Here is a 20,564-nt window from a genome sequence, read left to right as displayed (position 1 = left end):
AGGCTGTATGTTTGTGTTTGGGGTGGCTGTGGTGTTTAAATTGGTAAGCATTCAGTTTTTTCAAGGTGACAAATATAAGTCTATGGCTACAAAAGAAGTGGTTAAAGATGTTGTTATTCCTGCTAACAGAGGTAATGTGTATTCTGTTAATGGGAATTTGTTGGCTACTTCGGTTCCAAAATATACTATTCGTATCGATGCGGTAACATCTAGAAGTTCAGTGTTCGAAGACAATGTAAAGCCGTTAAGTGATTCATTATCTCGATTTTTTAAAAATCGATCTTCAAGTTATTTCGAAAAGCAACTAAGAAAAGCGCGTGCTAATAAAAATAGATACTATTTGTTGGCTAAAAATATTGGCTATTCCGATTATGTAAGAATGCGCAATTTTCCACTGTTGGAAAAAGGAGCGTATAAAGGCGGGTTGATTGTTGAGCAAACTACCATGCGAGAGCATCCAATGGGTGATATTGCGCATAGAACCATTGGTTATGAGCGTTTTGATCAGGAAGGAAATGTAACGCGTCCTGGAATTGATGGGGCGTTTGGCATTAAATATTTGCGCGGTGTTGATGGAAAGCGAAAAAAGCAATTAATAGGAAAGAAGCAGTGGAAGCCATTGCAAGATGCTAATGAAGTAGAACCGCAAGATGGTTATGATGTGTATACAACTATCGATGTTAATATTCAGGATATTGCACATCATGCTTTGTTGGAGCAGTTAGAATACTATGAAGCTGACCATGGTTGTGTGGTGGTTATGGAAACGAAAACAGGTGAAATTCGTGCCATTTCAAATTTAGGAAGAAATAAAAACGGAAAATATATTGAACGCTTAAATTATGCTGTAGGTGAAAGTCATGAGCCAGGTTCTACATTTAAAGTTATGGCGTTGTTAGCTGCTTTAGAAGATAAGGTGGTCGATACATCAACGGTTATTGATACGAAACTGGGGTATAAGCAATTTTATGGTCGTGGTATTTATGATACGCATGGTCATGGAAAAATTTCTGCAGCAAGAGTGTTGGAGGTGTCCTCAAATATTGGGCTTGCAACTATTGTAGATGATGGGTATGCGGCGAATCCTAAAAAGTTTATTAACCGATTAAAATCTTGGGGTTTAAATAAACCTATTGGGTTGTCTCTTATTGGAGAAGGGCAGCCGGTTGTTCCTGAGCCGGGTGATAAAATTTGGAGTAAAAATGCATTGCCATCTATAGCTTATGGGTATAATTTAAAGTTAACGCCATTACAAACGCTTACTTTTTATAATGCTATTGCTAACAATGGTGTTATGGTGAAACCGCGATTTATTCAGTCGGTTCGTGAGTTGGATCGTGTTGTTGAGCGTTTCGATGAAGAGGTGATTAATGAGAAAATTTGTTCTGAAAAATCCTTAAAAGAAATGCAGGCTATTTTGAAAAATGTGGTGGTACGAGGAACAGGTCGTTCTCTGTATCTCGATTATTTTTCTATGGCTGGAAAAACGGGGACGGCAAGAACAGAATATTGGATGAAAGACTGGAATAAGAACAGGCGTTATATTTCATCTTTTGCTGGTTATTTTCCCGCTGAAAATCCGAAGTATTCATGCATTGTAGTTATTCATAAGCCAAGTGTGAAAAAAGGATTTTATGGTGCTGACGTTACGGGACCAGTGTTTAAAAAAGTGGCTCAAAAAATTTATATCGATACGCCAGATGTTGAAGAGCTTGAAACTTTGAGTGTGAAAAAAGCTTCAGTGGAAACAGAATATGAAGGTTTTTATAATACAGCTCAAAAATACAGAACCATTATGCCGGATTTGGTTGGTATTCCAGCTATGGATGCAGTGGTTTTGTTAGAAAATATGCAGGTAGATGTTAAGGTTAAACTGAAAGGTAATGGAGTGGTAAAAGAGCAATCGATAAATAAAAATACCAAATTAAAGAATAATCAAACCGTAGTATTAACAGCGTCATGATGGTTTTAAAAGACATATTATATAAGGTGGCTATAAATGCTGTGGTTGGTAGTACCGCAACAAAAGTTCGTGAGCTTAATTTCGATTCGCGAAAAATAGCGGCAAACCATCTGTTTGTGGCAATAAACGGTGTTGTTGTAAATGGTCACGACTATATTGATGTTGCAATAAAAAATGGAGCGACTTGTGTGGTTTGTGAGGAGCTTCCAAGTATGCTTGTAGAGGGAGTAGTGTATGTTGAGGTTGCAAATTCTAGTCAGGCGTTAGCTGTTATGGCTTCGAATTTTTACGGTAATCCATCTGAGAACTTAAAGCTTGTTGGTGTTACAGGAACTAACGGTAAAACCACTGTGGCTAGTTTGTTGTATCAACTTTTTAAGAATGCGGGGTATAAAGTAGGCTTGTTGTCTACGGTTAAAATAATGGTTGATACTGTTGAGTATAAAGCAACACATACTACGCCAGATTCTTTAACTATAAATAAGTATTTAAGTGAAATGAATGATGCTGGTGTTGAGTTTTGCTTTATGGAAGTTAGCTCGCACGGTATTCATCAGTATCGAACCGAAGGATTGCATTTTGAAGGTGGCATATTTACAAATCTATCGCACGATCATTTAGATTATCATAAAACCTTTGCGGAATATCGCGATGTTAAAAAGAAATTTTTCGATGATTTGTCTCCAAAATCTTTTGCGTTAGTTAATATCGACGATAAAAATGGCTTGGTAATGTTGCAAAATACCAAGGCTAAAAAATACACTTATGCTTTAAAAGAGTATGCAGATTATAAAGCGCAAATTCTAGAGAATCAATTAAGTGGTTTGTTGTTAAAAGTGAACGATAGTGAAGTGTGGACACGCCTTATCGGGAATTTTAATGCATATAATGTGTTAGCGATTTTCGCTACAGCAGAATTGTTAGGACTTGAAAAAGTTGAGGTTTTAAGGTTGATTAGCGATTTGGAAAGTGTAAGCGGTCGTTTTCAATATTTAATTTCAGATACAAAAATTACGGCCATTGTAGATTATGCACATACACCTGATGCATTAAAAAATGTGTTAGAAACCATAAACAGTATCCGTACCAAAAACGAAGAACTAATTACGGTTGTTGGTTGTGGTGGCGATCGCGATAAAACCAAGCGTCCTAAAATGGGGCATATTGCTTCGGCTTTAAGTACTAAAGTCATTTTTACAAACGATAATCCGCGAAACGAAGATCCGAATGAGATTTTAAATGAAATTGAAGCTGGTGTTGAAGCTCAAAACTATAAAAAAATGCTAATCATTGCCGATAGAAAACAGGCTATTAAAACAGCATGTCAAATGGCGCAACCTAACGATATTGTGCTAATTGCAGGTAAAGGGCATGAGAACTATCAAGAAATTAAAGGCGAACGATTTGATTTTGATGATTATAAAATAGTAAAAGAAATATTAAAAAAACTAGAAAAATAATTGTCACGCTAAGAGCAGTGGAAGCGCAATTAAAAATTAATAAAGATCAATAAAAGCGTAAGCGAAGAATCTCAAAAAATAAAGAATGTTATACTACTTGTTTGAATATTTAGAAAAGCAGTTTCAGTTTCCTGGAGCCACACTATTTGGGTTTTTAACCTTTAGGGCGGCTTTAGCTATGATTTTGTCTTTGTTAATATCAACTATCTACGGAAAGCGCGTTATAGCATTTTTGCAAAAAAAGCAAATGGGAGAAACCATTCGCGATTTAGGATTAGCTGGTCAAGCAGAAAAAGCAGGCACGCCAACAATGGGTGGAATTATTATAATTATCGCCACTTTAATACCAGTATTGCTTATTGCGAAGCTTGAGAATGTATATATCATTTTATTGATTGTAACTACACTCTGGATGGGTGTAATTGGTTTTGTAGACGATTATATTAAAAAGTTTAAAAACGACAAGGAAGGCTTAAAAGGGAAGTTTAAAGTTATGGGGCAAGTTGGTCTTGGCGTTATTGTAGGTGCTACTTTATACTTTAGTCCAGCTGTTACCATGAAAGAAAAATTGCCAGTAGAGCAGCAGCAAATACTTTTAGCAGAGAGTCCTGAAATTGCTCCGTCAAAACTATTTAAAGCAGAAGAAAAATCAACAAAAACAACTATTCCATTTTTTAAAGGTAACGAGTTTGATTATGCCGATTTAATCACATGGATCAGTCCTGACCTTGAAAAATATTCATGGGTTATTTTTATTATCGTGGCTATTTTTATCATTACAGCGGTTTCAAACGGAGCAAATCTAACCGATGGAATTGATGGTTTAGCGGCTGGTACTTCAGCAATTATAGTGCTCACATTAGGGATTTTTGCTTGGGTATCGGGTAATATTATTTTCTCGGAGTATTTAAACATTATGTACATCCCAAGGGTTGAAGAAATCACCATTTATATCACCGCATTTGTGGGGGCGTTAATAGGCTTTTTGTGGTACAATACCTATCCGGCACAAGTGTTTATGGGAGATACGGGAAGTTTAACCATAGGCGGTATTATTGCGGTTATAGCTATTGCGGTACGTAAAGAATGGTTAATTCCTGTGTTGTGTGGCATCTTTTTAGCCGAAAATTTATCGGTGGTTATGCAAGTGAGTTGGTTTAAGTATACCAAGAAAAAATATGGTGAAGGGCGTCGCATTTTTAAGATGTCACCATTGCATCATCATTATCAAAAATTAGGATATCACGAAAGTAAAATAGTAACACGATTCTGGATTGTGGGTATTCTTTTGGCAATACTTTCAATTGTAACCTTGAAAATTAGATAAAATGATACGCTTAGTGCAGTCGAAGTGTTTCGGGTATTAAAAAAGTGAAAATTAAATGAATAAACAAAGACTTGTGATTCTTGGTGGTGGAGAAAGTGGTGTAGGTACAGCGCTTTTGGGTAAAGCAAAAGGTTACGAGGTGTTTGTGTCAGATAAAGGAAAAATTAAAGAAAACTATAAACAAGTTCTTATACATAATACGATTGAATGGGAAGATGAGCAGCATAGCAAATCTAAAATTTTAGATGCTGATGTGGTTATGAAAAGCCCAGGAATTCCAGACAAAGTCGCTTTGGTAAAACAAATTCGCGAAAAGGGAATACCAGTGGTTTCCGAAATTGAGTTTGCATCAAAATATACCAATGCAACTATAGTGGGAATTACAGGAAGTAATGGTAAAACCACTACGGCAAGTTTAACACATCATATTTTAAAACAAGAATTAAATGTGGGGCTTGCGGGCAATATTGGTGACAGTTTTGCGAAACAAGTTTTAGATGAGGATTTTGAGAATTATGTGCTGGAAATTAGCAGTTTTCAGTTAGATGATATCAAAGATTTCAAGCCTAAAATTGCGGTGATTACCAACATCACACCCGATCATTTAGATCGATATGATTATAAGTTTGAAAACTACATTGCTTCAAAGTTTAAAATAGCAATGAATCAAACAAAAGATGATTATTTGATTTATGATGCCGATGATGAAGTAATAGTGAATCATTTAAAAAATCATCCAGTTCAATCCACATTATTGCCATTTTCACTAGTAAAAACAATTGAAAATGGCGCGTATTTAAAGAACGAAAACATAATAATAACAATAGAAAAAAGTCAGATAATTATGCCAACATCAAACTTGACATTAGAAGGGAAGCACAACGTAAAAAACGCTATGGCGTCGGCAACGGTTGCTCATTTATTAAAAATTAGAAAGCAAACCATTCGTGAGAGTTTGGAGAATTTTCAGGGTGTTGAGCATCGCTTAGAAGAAGTGCTAAAAATTAATAAGGTAAAATATATAAACGACTCAAAGGCAACCAATGTAAATGCAACATATTTTGCCTTAGAAAGTATGGATGCACCTACCGTATGGATTGTTGGTGGCGTAGATAAAGGTAATAATTACGAGGAATTGTATCGTTTTGTAAACGAAAAAGTAAAGGCTATTATTTGTTTAGGAGTAGATAATAAAAAGTTGTTTGATGCTTTTGGTAGTATGGTAGATATTATTGTTGAAACACAATTTATGAGTGAAGCGGTTAAAATTGCTTATAAAGTTGCCGAATCTGGAGATAATGTGTTATTGTCGCCAGCATGTGCAAGTTTTGATTTGTTTGAAAATTACGAAGATAGAGGGCGTCAATTTAAAGATGCTGTTAGAAATTTATAAACCGTGACTGTTTATTAGTCATACTGAGCGCAGTCGAAGCATATTTAGATAAGCGAATATAAATAAGAAAGCATAAAATATAAAGTTCTTATAAGAAGTAAGAAATAAAGAATGCAATCACTATTTAAAAACATAAAAGGAGATCGGTTAATTTGGGCCATTGTGGCACTATTAGCTATTCTGTCGTTTTTGCCCGTTTATAGTGCGGCGAGCAATTTAGCTTATAAAGGCGGTGGAAGTAATACGTTTACCTTCTTTTTAAAACATTTTATGCATTTGTTTTTTGGCTTTGTTATTATGTTTGGTGTGCATAAAATACCCTATCGTTATTTTAGAGGCTTGTCTTTAATAATGATTCCTGTGGTGCTCGTGCTTTTAGTAATTACGATGCTTCAAGGTACCACAATTGATGGCGCTAATGCAAGCCGATGGATTCAAATACCATTTGTAGGTATGTCGTTTCAAACATCAACCTTAGCAGCGGTTGTTTTAATGGTTTATGTGTCGCGTTACATGTCGAAAATTAAAGATAAAACCGTCACATTTAAAGAATCAATTTTACCGCTTTGGATGGTTGTTTTTTTAGTACTTATTTTAATTTTGCCAGCCAACTTTTCAACAGCGGCCATAATGTTTTTAATGGTGTTAATGTTGGTGTTTTTAGGAGGCTATCCAGTGAAATATTTGGCGGTGATTGTAGGATCGGGGTTATTGGTTTTGGCGTTGTTTGTTTTAATAGCAAAGGCTTTTCCTGATGCTATGCCAAACCGTGTTGATACTTGGATGGGACGTATTGAAAGTTTTGCTAATCCTGAAGATACGGAATCTGATTATCAAATTGAAAAAGCTAAAATAGCTATAGCTACTGGTGGCATTCAGGGTGTTGGTCCTGGTAAAAGTATGCAGAAAAACTTTTTACCACAGTCGTCTTCCGATTTTATTTTCGCCATCATTATTGAAGAGTATGGTTTAATAGGCGGTTTTACAATTATGATTTTGTATTTGTGGTTGCTGTTTAGAATTGTAATTGTTGCGCAAAAATCAGACACTATTTTTGGTAAGCTGTTGGCGCTTGGTGTTGGTTTGCCAATTGTGTTTCAGGCCTTAATTAATATGGCGGTTGCCGTGGAATTATTTCCAGTTACAGGCCAAACCTTGCCATTAATAAGTAGTGGTGGAACCTCAATTTGGATGACCTGTTTGGCGCTTGGTATTATATTGAGTGTTAGTGCTAAACGTGAAGAAATTAAAGAACAAGAACATATAGAAGATAATCCTTTAGAAATTTTATCTGAAACTATTTAATAATATAAATATTAAGAGAATTAAGAAATTTAGATGGCACTTAGAGGTGTAAAGTGTTAAAAAAAACAACAGCGAATTAGTGACGAAAAAAGAAACATATAAAATTATTTTATCTGGAGGTGGTACAGGAGGTCATATTTATCCAGCCATCGCGATTGCTAACGAAATAAAATCGCGCTATCCTGATGCTGAATTTTTATTTGTTGGAGCAAAAGATAGAATGGAAATGGAGAAGGTGCCACAAGCAGGATATAACATTGAAGGCTTGTGGATTTCTGGTATTCAGCGAAAGCTAACCTTGAAAAACCTTATGTTTCCCGTAAAATTGATTAGTAGTTTGTGGAAAGCTCGTAAAATTGTAAGTGCCTTTAAGCCCGACTTTGCCATTGGTACAGGTGGTTTTGCGAGTGGTCCGCTGCTTAATGTGGCGGCATCAAAAGGTATCCCAACCTTAATACAAGAACAAAATTCTTTTCCAGGAATTACCAATAAATTATTAGCTAAAAAAGTTAATAAAATATGTGTGGCTTATGATGGTTTAGAGCGGTTTTTTCCGGAAAGTAAAATTGTAAAAACAGGAAATCCTGTCCGAAAAGGGCTTTTAAATATCGAAGAAAAAACAGTTGAAGCCAAAAACTTTTTCAATTTAAAACATGGTAAACACACGCTTTTAGTTATTGGTGGAAGTTTGGGTTCGCGTCGCATTAATCAGCTTATAGAAAAAGAATTGGATTTTTTCGATACCCAAAATGTGCAAATTATTTGGCAATGCGGTAAGTTGTATTATCAGCAATATAAAATTTATAATAACACTAAAAATGTACAGGTTTACGAGTTTTTAAATAATATGGATTTTGCTTACGCTGCTGCCGATATTATTGTGTCGCGTGCTGGTGCGAGTTCGGTGTCCGAATTATGTATTGTAGGTAAACCGGTTATTTTTATTCCGTCTCCAAATGTAGCTGAAGATCATCAAACCAAAAATGCCATGGCTATTGTTGAAAAAGAGGCGGCCTTATTAATTAAAGAAGAAGATTTAGATGCTGATTTCGAAAATAAATTTTCACAATTAATAGCGTTATCAGAAAAGCAAAACATCTTAGGTGAAAATATAAAAAAACTGGCATTAGTAAATGCAACAAATGATATTGTAAACGAGGTTGAAAAACTTTTAAAAAAATAATGAATTTAAGTAACGTACATACTGTTTATTTTATTGGCATTGGCGGCATAGGCATGAGTGCTTTGGCGCGTTATTTTCATGCGAATGATAAACATGTTGTGGGTTACGATAAAACCGAAACCGAGATTACGCAAAGTTTGGTTAATCTTGGTATAAATGTACATTACAGCGATGACGATTTGTATGCGTCATCCTTTTCAAAAGATAAAACTTTAGTGGTTTATACGCCGGCTGTCCCAAAGAATCATGCCGAATTAAATTATTTTATAGATAAAGGTTTTCAGGTGTTAAAGCGCTCTCAAATTCTTGGTTTAATAACCGAAAATACCTTTTGTTTAGCCGTTGCAGGAACACATGGTAAAACCACGACAACAAGTATTTTAGGGCATTTATTACATGAGTGTCAAGTGCCAGTAACTGCTTTTTTAGGAGGTATAAGTGAAAATTATAATTCAAATCTAATTCTAAACGGTACAGCGGTTAGCGTTGTTGAAGCCGATGAATTCGATAGATCGTTCTTAACCTTATCTCCAAATTTGGCATGTATTACCTCAATGGATGCCGATCATTTAGATATTTATGGAAGTAAAGAGGCGTTAACGGAATCTTTTAAAGATTTTTCAAAACGATTAAAACCTAACGGAAAATTATTCGTAAAAAACGGATTGCCCTTACAGGGGATAACTTATGGTATTGAAGATGATGCCGATTATTCGGTTCAAAATATAAAAATAGAAAATGGTACGTATGTTTTTGATGTTAAAACACCAACAACAGTACTTAAAAATTTACACTTTAACCTGCCTGGGAGACATAATTTGTCGAATGCATTAATAGCCTTGGCGATGTCTGTAGAGTATGGTTGCCCTCACCAGCAGCTCGCCAAAGCTTTAGCATCTTACAAAGGTGTGAAACGTCGTTTTACCTATCATATTAAAACCAATGATTTTGTTTTTATAGATGATTATGCGCATCACCCAGAAGAAATAAATGCAGTGCATCAAGCAGTTAGAGAAATGTATCCTAATAAAACGGTTTTGGCTGTTTTTCAGCCACATTTATTTAGTCGAACACAGGATTTTGCAGACGAATTTGCGCTTAGCTTAGCAAAATTTGACAGCCTGTTTTTGTTAGATATTTATCCAGCACGTGAGTTGCCTATCGAAGGTGTAACCTCAAGTTGGTTGCTCGATAAAATCAAGAATAAAAATAAAAAACTGGTAAATAAAGAAAATTTAATCAGTGAAATAAAAGATAGTCAAGCCCATGTGGTTTTAACCATTGGTGCAGGCGATATTGGTGCAGAAGTTAAACATATAAAAAACGCGTTACAAGTTGCAAGTTAAATGGTATCACATAAAAATGGTGTTGTTACTAGGTTTAGTAACATTTTTGTTTGCCTTTGCGTCGGGTAGAAATGCTAAACGATATGTGGCAAAGCCTAAGGTTAATTTTTTAGGTGAAAATAATCTGTTTATAACCAGCGAAAATGTTAGTAAATTGTTAATACAAAATTACGCAGGTCTTGAAAATGTACCTAAAGAAACTTTAGATTTGAATGTGTTGGAAAATACCCTCAAATCTAACGCCATGATAAAAAACGCCGAAGTGTATTTGTCTGTAAATGGTACACTTAATGCCGATATTGTGCAGAAAACACCAATTGCGAGGGTAAACACAAATGCATCTTATTATATCGATGCCGATGGCCAGTACATGCCATTGTCAAGTAATTTTTCGGCGAGAGTTCCACTAGTTACTGGTTATGTAGAAAAAAATAATTTAAAAAGCGTCCATACGGTTGCTCAAAAAGTAATGAACGATGATTTTTTAAAAACACATGTTTTTGAAATTCATCGAGACCAAAACCATAAACTTTACCTAAAACTGCGACAATGTCATTTTATGGTAAAATTAGGAGATGTAAATTTTATTGATAAAAAAATTAATAACCTAAAAGCATTTTATAAAAAAAGCTCAAAGGAAAAAACATTAAACAGTTATAGTGTTGTGAATTTGCAGTTTGAAAACCAAGTAATTTGTACCAAAATTTAAACCATGGAAAATTATCGAGCAGCTGTTTTAAATAAAGACGAAACACATAAGGAAGCGATGGAACAAGATATTGCCGTTGGATTAGATATAGGAACCACAAAAATTGTGGCCATGATTGGTCGTAAAAATGAATATGGAAAACTTGAAATTTTAGGCATTGGAAAGTCTAAAAGTTTGGGCGTGCATCGTGGTGTGGTAAACAATATTACGCAAACTATTCAATCTATTCAACAAGCTGTACAACAGGCCGAAGAAGCTGCCGATGTTAAAATTGATGATGTTACCGTAGGTATTGCGGGACAGCATATTCGTAGTTTACAACATAGCGATTATATAACACGAACCACTAGTGATACGGTAATTGATGATGATGATATTGATCGATTAATAAACCAAGTACATAAATTAGTAATGCTTCCTGGTGAAGAAATTATTCACGTACTGCCACAAGAATATAAAGTGGATGGTCAAGGCGAAATTCGTGAGCCTATTGGTATGTATGGTGGTAGATTAGAGGCTAATTTTCATGTGGTTGTTGGGCAGGTGTCGTCTATTAGAAATATCGGGCGCTGTGTACAAAGTGCTGGTTTAAATTTAGAAGGCATCACTTTAGAACCTTTAGCTTCAGCAAACGCTGTTTTAAGTCAAGAAGAAAAAGAAGCTGGTGTCGCATTAATCGATATCGGCGGTGGTACTACCGATTTAGCCATTTTTAGAGATGGTATTATCCGCCATACAGCAGTTATTCCGTTTGGAGGCAATGTTATTACTGAAGATATAAAAGAAGGTTGCTCCATTATAGAAAAGCAAGCTGAATTATTAAAAATAAAATTTGGTTCGGCATGGCCTGGAGAAAATAAGGACAACGAAATTGTTTCTATTCCAGGACTTAGTGGACGAGAACCAAAAGAAATCACTTTAAAAAACCTTTCTAAAATTATAAATGCAAGAATGGTTGAGATTGTAGAGCAGGTTTTTGCCGAAATAAAAAACTACGGTCACGAAGTGCAAAAGAAAAAACTTATTGCGGGTATCGTGTTAACAGGTGGTGGTAGCCAACTAAAACACTTAAAGCAATTAGTGGAATATATCACAGGAATGGATACCAGAATAGGCTATCCAAACGAACATTTAGCAGGCGATAGTGAAGACGATTTAACAAGCCCGCTTTATGCTACGGCAGTAGGTTTGGTGTTAGATGGATTAAAGCGTCAAGATAGAAAAAGGAACGAGTTTCGCCAAAGTCAAATAGTACAGGAGGAAGAAGCAAAAGCTTCCGAAGAGGCGTCAATAGAAGAAGATGTTGAAGAAGACATCCAACCACCAAAGGAACGGCTTTCCTTTCTAGATAAATTAACGCAACGTGTTAAAGATTTTCTAGATAACGCCGAATAATTAAGATAATCAATCCAAAGAATTAAAAAGATAAAAAGTACAAAACCCCAGAAAATAGAATTTTATGAGCAGTAACAAAGAATTCGAAAGCATTTCATTCGATTTACCAAAAAACCAATCCAACGTAATTAAGGTTATTGGAGTTGGTGGTGGAGGTAGCAATGCTATTAACCACATGTTCCAGCAAGGTATAAAAGGTGTCGATTTTTACATCTGTAATACCGATTCGCAAGCCCTTCAAAATAGTGGCGTACCAAACAAAATTCAATTAGGTGTAAATCTAACCGAAGGTTTAGGTGCCGGTGCAAACCCAGAAATTGGTGAGCAAGCCGCCATTGAAAGCTTCGATGATATTACAACCATGCTCGATACCAATACAAAAATGGTTTTTATTACTGCTGGTATGGGCGGTGGTACGGGTACCGGTGCAGCACCAATAATTGCTAAAATGGCTAAAGATTTAGATATTTTAACCGTTGGTATTGTAACCATGCCTTTTCAGTTTGAAGGAAGAATGCGTATAGAGCAATCGCAAAAAGGTATCGAAAAATTACGCGAGGTAGTCGATTCTTTAATTGTAATTAACAACAATAAATTGCGTGAAGTTTATGGGAATTTAGGCTTTAAAGCTGGTTTCTCTAAAGCCGACGAAGTTTTAGCCACAGCTGCTCGTGGTATTGCCGAAGTAATTACACATCACTACACGCAAAACATCGATTTACGCGATGCAAAAACCGTATTAAGTAATAGCGGTACTGCCATTATGGGGTCGGCATTAGCTTCTGGTCAAAACCGTGCTCAAGATGCTATTCGAAAAGCACTCGACTCACCGTTATTAAACGATAATAAAATTAGAGGAGCCAAAAACGTGTTGTTACTAATTGTTTCAGGTTCGCATGAAATTACTATTGATGAAATAGGTGAAATTAACGACCATATTCAAAATGAAGCAGGTCATGGCGCCAATATTATTATGGGTGTGGGTGAAGATGATGCTTTAGAAGAATCAATTGCAGTAACTATTATAGCAACAGGTTTCGATGTAGAGCAACAAGACGAAATTTCTAATACCGAAACCAAACGTGTGGTTCACGATTTAGGTGCAACTGCCGAAACCGAAACCAAAACTAAAGAAGCTGAGCCTGTTATAATCGCGCCAGTTATAGAACTTGAAGAGAAAAAAGAGCCGCCAGTTGTGCGCCATACTTTAAATGTTGATGAAGAACCAGACGAGTTAAGCGAACTTGAAAAACGCATGATTAATAAACAGAATCTTGAAGAACCTGTTATAGAGGTTGAAGAAGATTTCGATATTATTCCTACGTCGAGCTTAATTAAAAACATTGACGTGGTTTACGATGAAGTACAAGCTAATTTTGAGGATGAAGATTTTATAATTAAGCCAGTAACTACAATGCAGGAAACGCAGGTAGAAGAGGTTGTTGAAGACGAAGAAGAAAAACAATTTACACTGACTTTCGATTTACCTTTATTCGATAAAAAAGAAGAGGAGCCTGCTGCTGAAAAATCGATAGTTTCGCATCAATTAACCGACGATGAGGTTAATAATATTGAAGTTGAAGAATATGAAGAAATAGTGCCCGCTGTTAAACAAGATGCTAAAGGGAATATTCGTTATACCCTTGAAGATTTTAATGAGGAAGAACAAATGTCAGCTTCAAAAGCAGTTGTAAAAAATGAAGCGGTTGAAGCTATAGATAAAGATGTCGTTTTCGAGAAAAAAGTAGTAAATAAACCTGTTGAAGAAGCACCAGTAACCGACGATGTAGACCCAATGAATACGCCAATTTCTGAAGTTTTAAAAGACAGAGCTGCTGAACGTCGTCGTAAAATGAAGGATTTTAATCATAAATTTCATAACGGGAAAATTGATGATATAGAAAAAGTGCCTGCATACAAGCGACAAGGTATTAATTTAGATGCTGCAAAACACTCGTCGGAAACCAACATGTCTAGAACCAGCGTAGGTTTAGATGATAATGACGATATTCAAATACGAAAAAATAATTCATTTCTTCATGATAATGTGGATTAATTTTTGAATCTGATCATGTTAATAGCCAACCCGAAATGTTACTCTCACCATTTCGGGTTTTTTCTTTCAGGTATTATTTCTTAAACGTTTAGAATCTTAGTATCTTCGCATTCCAAAAAAATATTATAATGAGTTTACAGCAAGAGGTCATGACTGCGTTAAAGGACGCAATGAAATCTAAAAATCAAACGGCATTAACGGCATTAAGAGCTGTAAAGTCGGCAATTTTGTTGGCTCAAACCGAAAGTGGGGCTAAAACAGAGTTAACCGAAGAGCAAGAGCTTAAAATATTACAAAAGCAAGTGAAGCAACGTCGTGATAGCGCAGCGGTTTTTACAGAGCAAGGTCGTGAAGATTTGGCGGCACCAGAATTAGCAGAAGCCGAAGTAATTGAACAATTTTTGCCAGAAGCATTAAGCGAAGAAGAAATTGAAAAAGTTGTTGTTGCAGTTATCGAGCAAACAGGAGTAGAAGGCATGAAAGATATGGGAAAAGTTATGGGCTTAGTGAGTAAAGAACTTGCAGGACAAGCCGATGGAAAAACCATATCGACCATAGTAAAAGCAAAATTAGCTTAAAAATATATTTTTTAGGTAAAAAGGCCCCGTGGCGCAACTGAATAGCGCATCAGATTTCGGCTCTGAGGGTTGGGGGTTTGAATCCCTCCGGGGTCACGAATAAATAAAAAATTCCCACGTCAAAGCAAGCTCGCTTGAATTTGTAAGTGAGAGTTTTTTATTTTCAAAGCGGAGCTTTAAGGGATATTTAATCCCGGTATTTCAATTGTTAAATAAGTTATTAGTCATCAATTCACTTGAATTTGTAAGTGGCCGTTTTTTATATTCAAAGCGTAGCTTTGAAGAGATATTTAACTTATTTAAAAAAAACAAAACACCCACATATCAAAATATGTGGGCGTTTATATTTATTAAGTTACTTGATTATTTTTTTTACTAGCATCATAATGCTATATTTTTTTAAAATGCTAAATCCAGTTTGCATCCATTGGTAAGGTTGTAAAGTTTCTTTAAAATCGTTTTTGCAACCTTTTAATTCTTCCCATGCAATTTGTTTTTCAAGATCTAATTGTTTCAGGTGTCGTTTTATATCTGCTTCATTTTTGTATTGCTTTACCATAATTATTCAAAAAAAGTTTTAGATAGTGCGCGTATCACTATATTGTTGATAAAACCTCTAGCGAAATAAAATATAATAGATAATAATAAAAATACACCACCAACAATTAAGTAGCCTAAAGGCACGCTATTTAAAGCGTTACCAATAGCTACCGCTGCCGATATAGCTAAGAATAAAAATGCTACAAGAACCAAGGCTCCCATACAAATAGTTTTAAATAGGAGACTCATAGATGAGGTTAGTTGTTGAAATACTTTTAACCTATAATATTCTTGCGATTTTTTTAAATATTCTTCGCCTTTATCTATGGCTTTATTTGAGGTTTCGTTTATATGTTCAAAAACCGACATATTACTTCTGTAATTGTTTGTTTTTATCTTTTAAATCTTTAAGCTTTTTCTCTAGCGTCGTAATTACATCTTCAGCTTTATAACTAGCATCAGAAACTACATGCTCTAATTGGGCATCTAAAGTTGCTTTTTTGGTAGTTAATGTGCTTGCTACTTGATTTTTTAAATCTTCGGCTGTCGAGGCTATATTATCCTTGGCAGCTTCAGCTTCTTCTCTTAATTTTTTTCTAGTATTGGTTCCTTTATCTGGAGCAAAAAGAATTCCTAATGTGGCACCTATAGCTCCACCTAATAAAAGTCCTAATGCAGAATTTGTGTTGTTACTCATAATCTTGTTTTTTTTAATGATTAAACTTTAATTTTTCAACTATTATAATCTATCATTATTTACGTAAAAACACTCTTAAAGAAGTTACAATGTTTTAATAAACTTATGTTAAACAGTCTTTTAGAATATGGACTTTAAAGCATTATGTGTAATTTCAAATAAAAACAGTATGACTATGAAAAATAAAATTGAAACTATAAATCCGTATAACCAAGAACCTTTACAAACCTATAACTATCATTCTAAAAATGAAATTGACGATATTTTAAAACAGGCAGATTCAGCTTTTGAAGATTGGCGGAACATAAAGATTAAAGAACGGCTAAAGTTATTGGAGAATTTAGCGAACTTAATGGAAGATAATAAAGAAAAGTACGCTAAATTAATGACTGCAGAAATGGGAAAGCCTATTAGCCAAAGTATTGCAGAAATTGAAAAATGTGTTTGGTTGTGTGATTTTTACATAACTAATGCCGAAGGGTTTTTAGCAGACAGTATAATTGAAACCGATGCTCACGAAAGTTTTATAAGCTACGATCCTTTAGGGGCAGTTTTGGCTGTTATGCCCTGGAATTATCCGTTTTGGCAAGTCATGCGTTTTGCCATTCCGTCACTCACGGCCGGTAATGTTGGGCTATTAAAACATGCTTCTAGCGTATCGGGAACAGCTATTGCCATTCAAGAATTATTTGAGGAGGCCGGTTATCCAAAAGGGTGTTTTCAAACCTTATTAATAGGCCATGAGTTAATTGAAGATATTATAGCTAGGGACACTATAAAAGCGGTTACACTTACAGGAAGTGAAGCGGCAGGAAAAAGTGTAGCAGCCATTGCTGGTAAAAATTTAAAGAAAACAGTTCTAGAGCTGGGCGGAAATAATGCATGTGTGGTTTTTGATGATGCTAATTTGGATGAACATTTAGAAACCATGGTAAAGGCCAGAATGCAAAATACTGGGCAAAGTTGTATTGCAGCCAAGCGTTTTATAGTATCCGAAGGTATTTACGATGAATTTTTAGAGTGTTTTACTAGAAGCGTTTTAGAACTTAATTCTGGTAATCCTGAAGATAACGACGTTTTTATGGGAGTTATGGCTAGAGAGGATTTAGCAGAAGAATTAGAAGAGCAAGTTAACCAATCTGTAAAAATGGGAGCCAAAATTATAACCGGAAACAAACGCCATAAAGCTTATTTTGAGCCTACTATTGTTGCAGAAGTAACTACCGATATGCCTGTTTTTAAAGAAGAGACTTTTGGGCCAGTAGCTGCAATTATAAAAGCAAAAAATAATGAAGAAGCCATTGCATTGGCTGCCAACTCAAGGTTTGGTTTAGGTACCATGATTTTTACAGAAAATATAGATAGCGCTTATAAAGAAATAGGAAATATACCCGATGGCGCTTTGTTTGTAAACGATATGGTGAAATCTGACCCAAGATTGCCATTTGGAGGTACAAAAGCCTCAGGTTATGGTAGAGAATTATCTAAAGAAGGTATCATGGAGTTTGTTAATGTAAAAACAGTGTACATTAAAAAATAGCATAACCAAAAAAAGGTTTTTCTACTATTTTAATTTCTTAAGTTTTTAATTGAAATTAGTAACTGCTAAAAGTGTTTTTATATTTTAGTGATTTTAGTTTATATGGATTTAGAAAAGTTAAATATTGGGGTTATAATTCTTATTTTTTTTATAGCTTTTTTATTATTTAAAATATTTAGTTTTTCCTTTAAGTTATTGGAAACGGCTTATGTTATTAAATTTAGAAAACCATTTTACAATCATTTATACTTACGATTAAAACGGTTAAAACCAGAAGAAAAGTTAATTTTAGAAAATAATTTTTCATTTTATAAACGATTAAATAAAAAAGAGCAGCGTTATTTTGAGCATCGTTTACATAAATTTTTGGACGAAAAAGATTTTGTAGGGCGAGACGATTTGATAATTACTACCGAAATGCGTGTGTTAATTTCCGCGACAGCTGTAATGTTAACTTTTGGCTTTCGCGATTTTTATATCGACATTATTTCTCGTATCGTTGTTTATCCTAAAATATTTTATTCCACGAGTAACAAAACATACAATAAAGGTGAGTTTAACCCTCGATTAAAATCATTGGTGCTTTCGTGGGACGATTTTAAAAAAGGCTATGCCATTAATAATGATAATATTAATTTGGGTATTCACGAATTTACACATGCTATACAAATTAATAGTTTAAAGTCGCGCGACGTTAGCTCGGTTATTTTTACCGATTCGTTTTCAGAGCTATCAAAACTTTTAAATACAAATAAGCGTTTAAAAAACAATTTAATGGCGTCTAATTATTTTCGTAAGTATGCTTTTACCAATCAATTTGAGTTTTTAGCTGTGGCTATTGAAACTTTTATTGAAACCCCAAAAGATTTTAGGAATCAGTTTCCCGAAGTATATCGTAAAATAAAGCAAATGCTAAATTTTAATATTGCAGGATATTAGTACTTGCTATTTAATTGTTAGCCGCAGCCTTTAAATCTTCAATAGTTTTTTTAGGCGTTTTACTATTAAAAACAAAACTACCTGCAATTAACACGTCGGCACCAGCTTGGGTCAATAATTTTGCGTTTTCAGTATTTACACCACCATCAATTTCAATAAGTGTTGAGGCGTTTTTATCTGTAATAAGTTGTTTTAGTTTTTTTATCTTCTGGTAAGTGTTTTCAATAAAGGTTTGTCCGCCAAAACCAGGGTTTACACTCATAAGTAAAACAATATCAACATCATTAATAATATCTTCTAAAACATTAACGTTTGTATGCGGATTTAGAGCTACTCCAGCCTTCATACCTTCAGCTTTTATAGCTTGAATGGTTCGGTGTAAATGTGTGCAAGCTTCATAGTGAACCGTTAGGTTATGGCTTCCTAAATTTGCAAATGTTTTAATGTAGCGGTCGGGGTCTACAATCATTAAATGCACATCCAAAGTTTTGGTAGCATGTTTATTTATAGCTTTTAAAACAGGCATTCCAAAGGATATGTTAGGCACAAAAACACCATCCATAACATCAATATGAAACCAATCGGCTTCACTATTATTAACCATTTCTATATCGCGTTGTAAGTTGCCAAAATCGGCAGCTAGTAAAGATGGGGCTATTAGTTTATTGGCCATATTGGTTAAGCATATAAATTATACTAGCAAAACTAATGCTTTTATTCGTCTTCATCTAAAAGTGATTCTATATTTTGAAGAAAAATAGAAATATTTTGGTTTGAAGATTCCAATTTTGAAAGGTAATTTTGCAAATCAAAAAGTGAACTTGCTTCTTGAATAATGCAGTATCCAGCCTCGAAGTTAGTGAAGCTAAGAGATGAAATAGGGGTGTTTAATAATGTTTTAATGTTTGAATGTCTGCGATCCTTTTCAATTTTAGCAAAAAGCAAGTCTAGATATTCTGCCGAACCTTCAAGTATTTGAAAAAAAGTATCGCTACGTTTTACCAAAACACCCGAAATTTTATTTTCATCGTTCGTCTTTTTTGTTTCTAGAAAAAGTTTTTCAATATCTAATATGCTTAAGTTATTTCGTGCAGTGCTTTTGTAACAGATGGTTTTTAACATACAATAAATATAATCATTTTAATCTATTGAAAATTAAACTGATAAAAAAAAATAAACCCGCGGTAATCAGCCGCGGGTTTATTTTTTATTCATAACGCAAACAGTTATATCTCTGTGAGTTTTATTAAAAATAAAACTCATCTTTTTTCAATCATTATTTTAACTAATTAATGATGATTTTTTTTGTTATAAAATTGCTGTTTATGGTTTGTAGTTTTAATATGTACACTCCTGTAGACAGTTTAGATAAATCAAAACTATTTTTTTTGTTAATCGTTGATCTATTAAAACATCTTTTACCAATAAGAGAGTAGATTTCAATACTTGCTTTTGATGTAACTCCATTAACAAGTAAAGTTTTGTTTTTGGTGTAAATTTGAATGTTGTCTAGCTCAGAGTTAGTTTCGTTAATGTTAAGTGATTCATCTTCAATAGTAACTTCGAATGTTGATGAATTTTGGCAAGAGCCTGAACTAGTGTAGGTTACAGTATAGGTGTCAGGTGTTGACGCCGAAACATCTATGGTACCTGTTGACGCGTTAATACTAAGTCCTGCTGAAGAGCTAAACATGCCACCAGTTATACCTGTTATTGTTGGCGTAGGGTCGCTATCACTTGTACTGTAGGTTGACATTGAATAACTAAAACTCGCATCATCTAAAGCATTAATAGTCACATCAAATGTTGAAGAATTTGGACAGGTTCCAGCAGTCGTGTATGTTACAGTATAGGTGTTAGGCGTTGAAGCCGACACATCAATAGTACCATTACTAGCAATACTTAATCCCGCAGTAGAGCTAAATGTTCCGCCAGTAGTACCAGTAATTGTTGGTGAAGGATCGCTATCGTTAGCACAAAAGGCAGAAGCGCTGTAGCTAAAACTTGAATCATCTGAAGCATTAATGGTCACACTTACATTTGATGAACTAGGACAAGTTCCTGCTGTAGTATAGGTTACGGTATAGGTATTTGGTGTTGAAGCTGATAAATCAATAGTACCATTACTAGCAA

General features: G+C 34.7%; 19 protein-coding genes and 1 tRNA gene. 14 read left to right on the top strand and 6 right to left on the bottom strand.

Translation table 11 applies throughout. The features are described 5' to 3' along the window. The first annotated feature begins 7 nt into the window (after positions 1-7). From PK35_RS16010 to PK35_RS15955, 12 genes are all read left to right on the top strand, one after another. Entirely contained in the window at positions 8-1,963 is a 1,956-nt protein-coding gene (locus tag PK35_RS16010; RefSeq protein WP_044627591.1) for a penicillin-binding protein, read from the top strand. Next, on the top strand, positions 1,960-3,423 hold the full coding sequence (locus PK35_RS16005) for a UDP-N-acetylmuramoyl-L-alanyl-D-glutamate--2,6-diaminopimelate ligase (protein ID WP_044627590.1): 1,464 nt from the start codon (positions 1,960-1,962) through the stop codon (positions 3,421-3,423). The genes PK35_RS16010 and PK35_RS16005 overlap by 4 nt, the downstream gene beginning before the upstream one ends. Before the next feature lie 85 nt (positions 3,424-3,508). Beyond that, positions 3,509-4,750 carry a phospho-N-acetylmuramoyl-pentapeptide-transferase gene (gene mraY / locus PK35_RS16000; protein ID WP_044627589.1) on the top strand — a complete coding sequence of 414 codons (1,242 nt, stop codon included), beginning with the start codon at positions 3,509-3,511 and terminating at the stop codon, positions 4,748-4,750. Between the two features lie 55 nt (positions 4,751-4,805). Beyond that, the gene (gene murD / locus PK35_RS15995; protein ID WP_044627588.1) at positions 4,806-6,143 is read left to right on the top strand and encodes a UDP-N-acetylmuramoyl-L-alanine--D-glutamate ligase; all 1,338 of its coding nucleotides are present in this window, start codon (positions 4,806-4,808) and stop codon (positions 6,141-6,143) included. 111 nt (positions 6,144-6,254) lie between these two features. Then, positions 6,255-7,448 carry an FtsW/RodA/SpoVE family cell cycle protein gene (locus PK35_RS15990; protein ID WP_044627587.1) on the top strand — a complete coding sequence of 398 codons (1,194 nt, stop codon included), beginning with the start codon at positions 6,255-6,257 and terminating at the stop codon, positions 7,446-7,448. Positions 7,449-7,527: 79 nt separating this feature from the next. After that, entirely contained in the window at positions 7,528-8,631 is a 1,104-nt protein-coding gene (gene murG, locus PK35_RS15985; RefSeq protein WP_044627586.1) for an undecaprenyldiphospho-muramoylpentapeptide beta-N-acetylglucosaminyltransferase, read from the top strand. Beyond that, positions 8,631-9,977, top strand: a complete 1,347-nt coding sequence (murC, locus tag PK35_RS15980) for a UDP-N-acetylmuramate--L-alanine ligase (protein WP_044627585.1) — start codon at positions 8,631-8,633, stop codon at positions 9,975-9,977. Before murG ends, murC begins: the two co-directional genes overlap by 1 nt. 16 nt (positions 9,978-9,993) lie before the next feature. Then, positions 9,994-10,686: a cell division protein FtsQ/DivIB gene (locus PK35_RS15975; RefSeq protein ID WP_238320934.1), complete on the top strand. Its 693-nt coding sequence runs from the start codon at positions 9,994-9,996 to the stop codon at positions 10,684-10,686. A 57-nt stretch (positions 10,687-10,743) separates the two neighbouring features. Continuing rightward, complete coding sequence (gene ftsA / locus PK35_RS15970; protein ID WP_044627635.1) at positions 10,744-12,081, top strand: cell division protein FtsA; 1,338 nt, start codon at positions 10,744-10,746, stop codon at positions 12,079-12,081. A gap of 64 nt (positions 12,082-12,145) precedes the next feature. Next, positions 12,146-14,137: a cell division protein FtsZ gene (gene ftsZ, locus PK35_RS15965; RefSeq protein ID WP_044627583.1), complete on the top strand. Its 1,992-nt coding sequence runs from the start codon at positions 12,146-12,148 to the stop codon at positions 14,135-14,137. A gap of 128 nt (positions 14,138-14,265) precedes the next feature. Next, on the top strand, positions 14,266-14,715 hold the full coding sequence (locus tag PK35_RS15960) for a GatB/YqeY domain-containing protein (protein WP_044627582.1): 450 nt from the start codon (positions 14,266-14,268) through the stop codon (positions 14,713-14,715). 22 nt (positions 14,716-14,737) lie between these two features. Next, positions 14,738-14,811 (top strand) — tRNA-Arg (locus PK35_RS15955). Positions 14,812-15,070: 259 nt separating this feature from the next. Here PK35_RS15955 and PK35_RS15950 read toward each other — a convergent pair. From PK35_RS15950 to PK35_RS15940, 3 genes are read right to left on the bottom strand one after another with little or no spacing between them, the layout of a single operon-like run. Continuing rightward, positions 15,071-15,274, bottom strand: a complete 204-nt coding sequence (locus PK35_RS15950; protein ID WP_044627581.1) for a hypothetical protein — start codon at positions 15,272-15,274, stop codon at positions 15,071-15,073. A 2-nt stretch (positions 15,275-15,276) separates the two neighbouring features. Further along, on the bottom strand, positions 15,277-15,624 hold the full coding sequence (locus tag PK35_RS15945) for a hypothetical protein (RefSeq protein ID WP_044627580.1): 348 nt from the start codon (positions 15,622-15,624) through the stop codon (positions 15,277-15,279). A gap of 1 nt (position 15,625) precedes the next feature. Next, positions 15,626-15,952, bottom strand: a complete 327-nt coding sequence (locus PK35_RS15940) for a YtxH domain-containing protein (RefSeq protein WP_044627579.1) — start codon at positions 15,950-15,952, stop codon at positions 15,626-15,628. 175 nt (positions 15,953-16,127) lie between these two features. Between PK35_RS15940 and PK35_RS15935 the strand changes: the two genes are divergently transcribed. Then, on the top strand, positions 16,128-17,492 hold the full coding sequence (locus tag PK35_RS15935; RefSeq protein WP_044627634.1) for an NAD-dependent succinate-semialdehyde dehydrogenase: 1,365 nt from the start codon (positions 16,128-16,130) through the stop codon (positions 17,490-17,492). Between the two features lie 195 nt (positions 17,493-17,687). Next, positions 17,688-18,431 (top strand): zinc-dependent peptidase, encoded by a 744-nt coding sequence (locus PK35_RS15930; protein ID WP_157841073.1) that lies wholly within the window; start codon positions 17,688-17,690, stop codon positions 18,429-18,431. A gap of 10 nt (positions 18,432-18,441) precedes the next feature. On the opposite strand, the gene rpe is transcribed toward PK35_RS15930, so the two are convergent. The 3 genes from rpe to PK35_RS15915 all read right to left on the bottom strand — a co-directional run. Continuing rightward, positions 18,442-19,104 carry a ribulose-phosphate 3-epimerase gene (rpe, locus tag PK35_RS15925; protein WP_044627577.1) on the bottom strand — a complete coding sequence of 221 codons (663 nt, stop codon included), beginning with the start codon at positions 19,102-19,104 and terminating at the stop codon, positions 18,442-18,444. A gap of 41 nt (positions 19,105-19,145) precedes the next feature. Continuing rightward, positions 19,146-19,553 (bottom strand): BLUF domain-containing protein, encoded by a 408-nt coding sequence (locus PK35_RS17235; RefSeq protein WP_052826045.1) that lies wholly within the window; start codon positions 19,551-19,553, stop codon positions 19,146-19,148. Between the two features lie 163 nt (positions 19,554-19,716). After that, on the bottom strand, positions 19,717-20,564 hold an 848-nt coding region (locus tag PK35_RS15915), incomplete at its 5' end, for a T9SS type A sorting domain-containing protein (RefSeq protein ID WP_044627576.1).

It is taken from the genome of Neotamlana nanhaiensis, from assembly GCF_000943555.1.
GTDB lineage: Bacteria > Bacteroidota > Bacteroidia > Flavobacteriales > Flavobacteriaceae > Neotamlana > Neotamlana nanhaiensis.
This window is presented reverse-complemented; position numbering and strand designations above follow the sequence as displayed.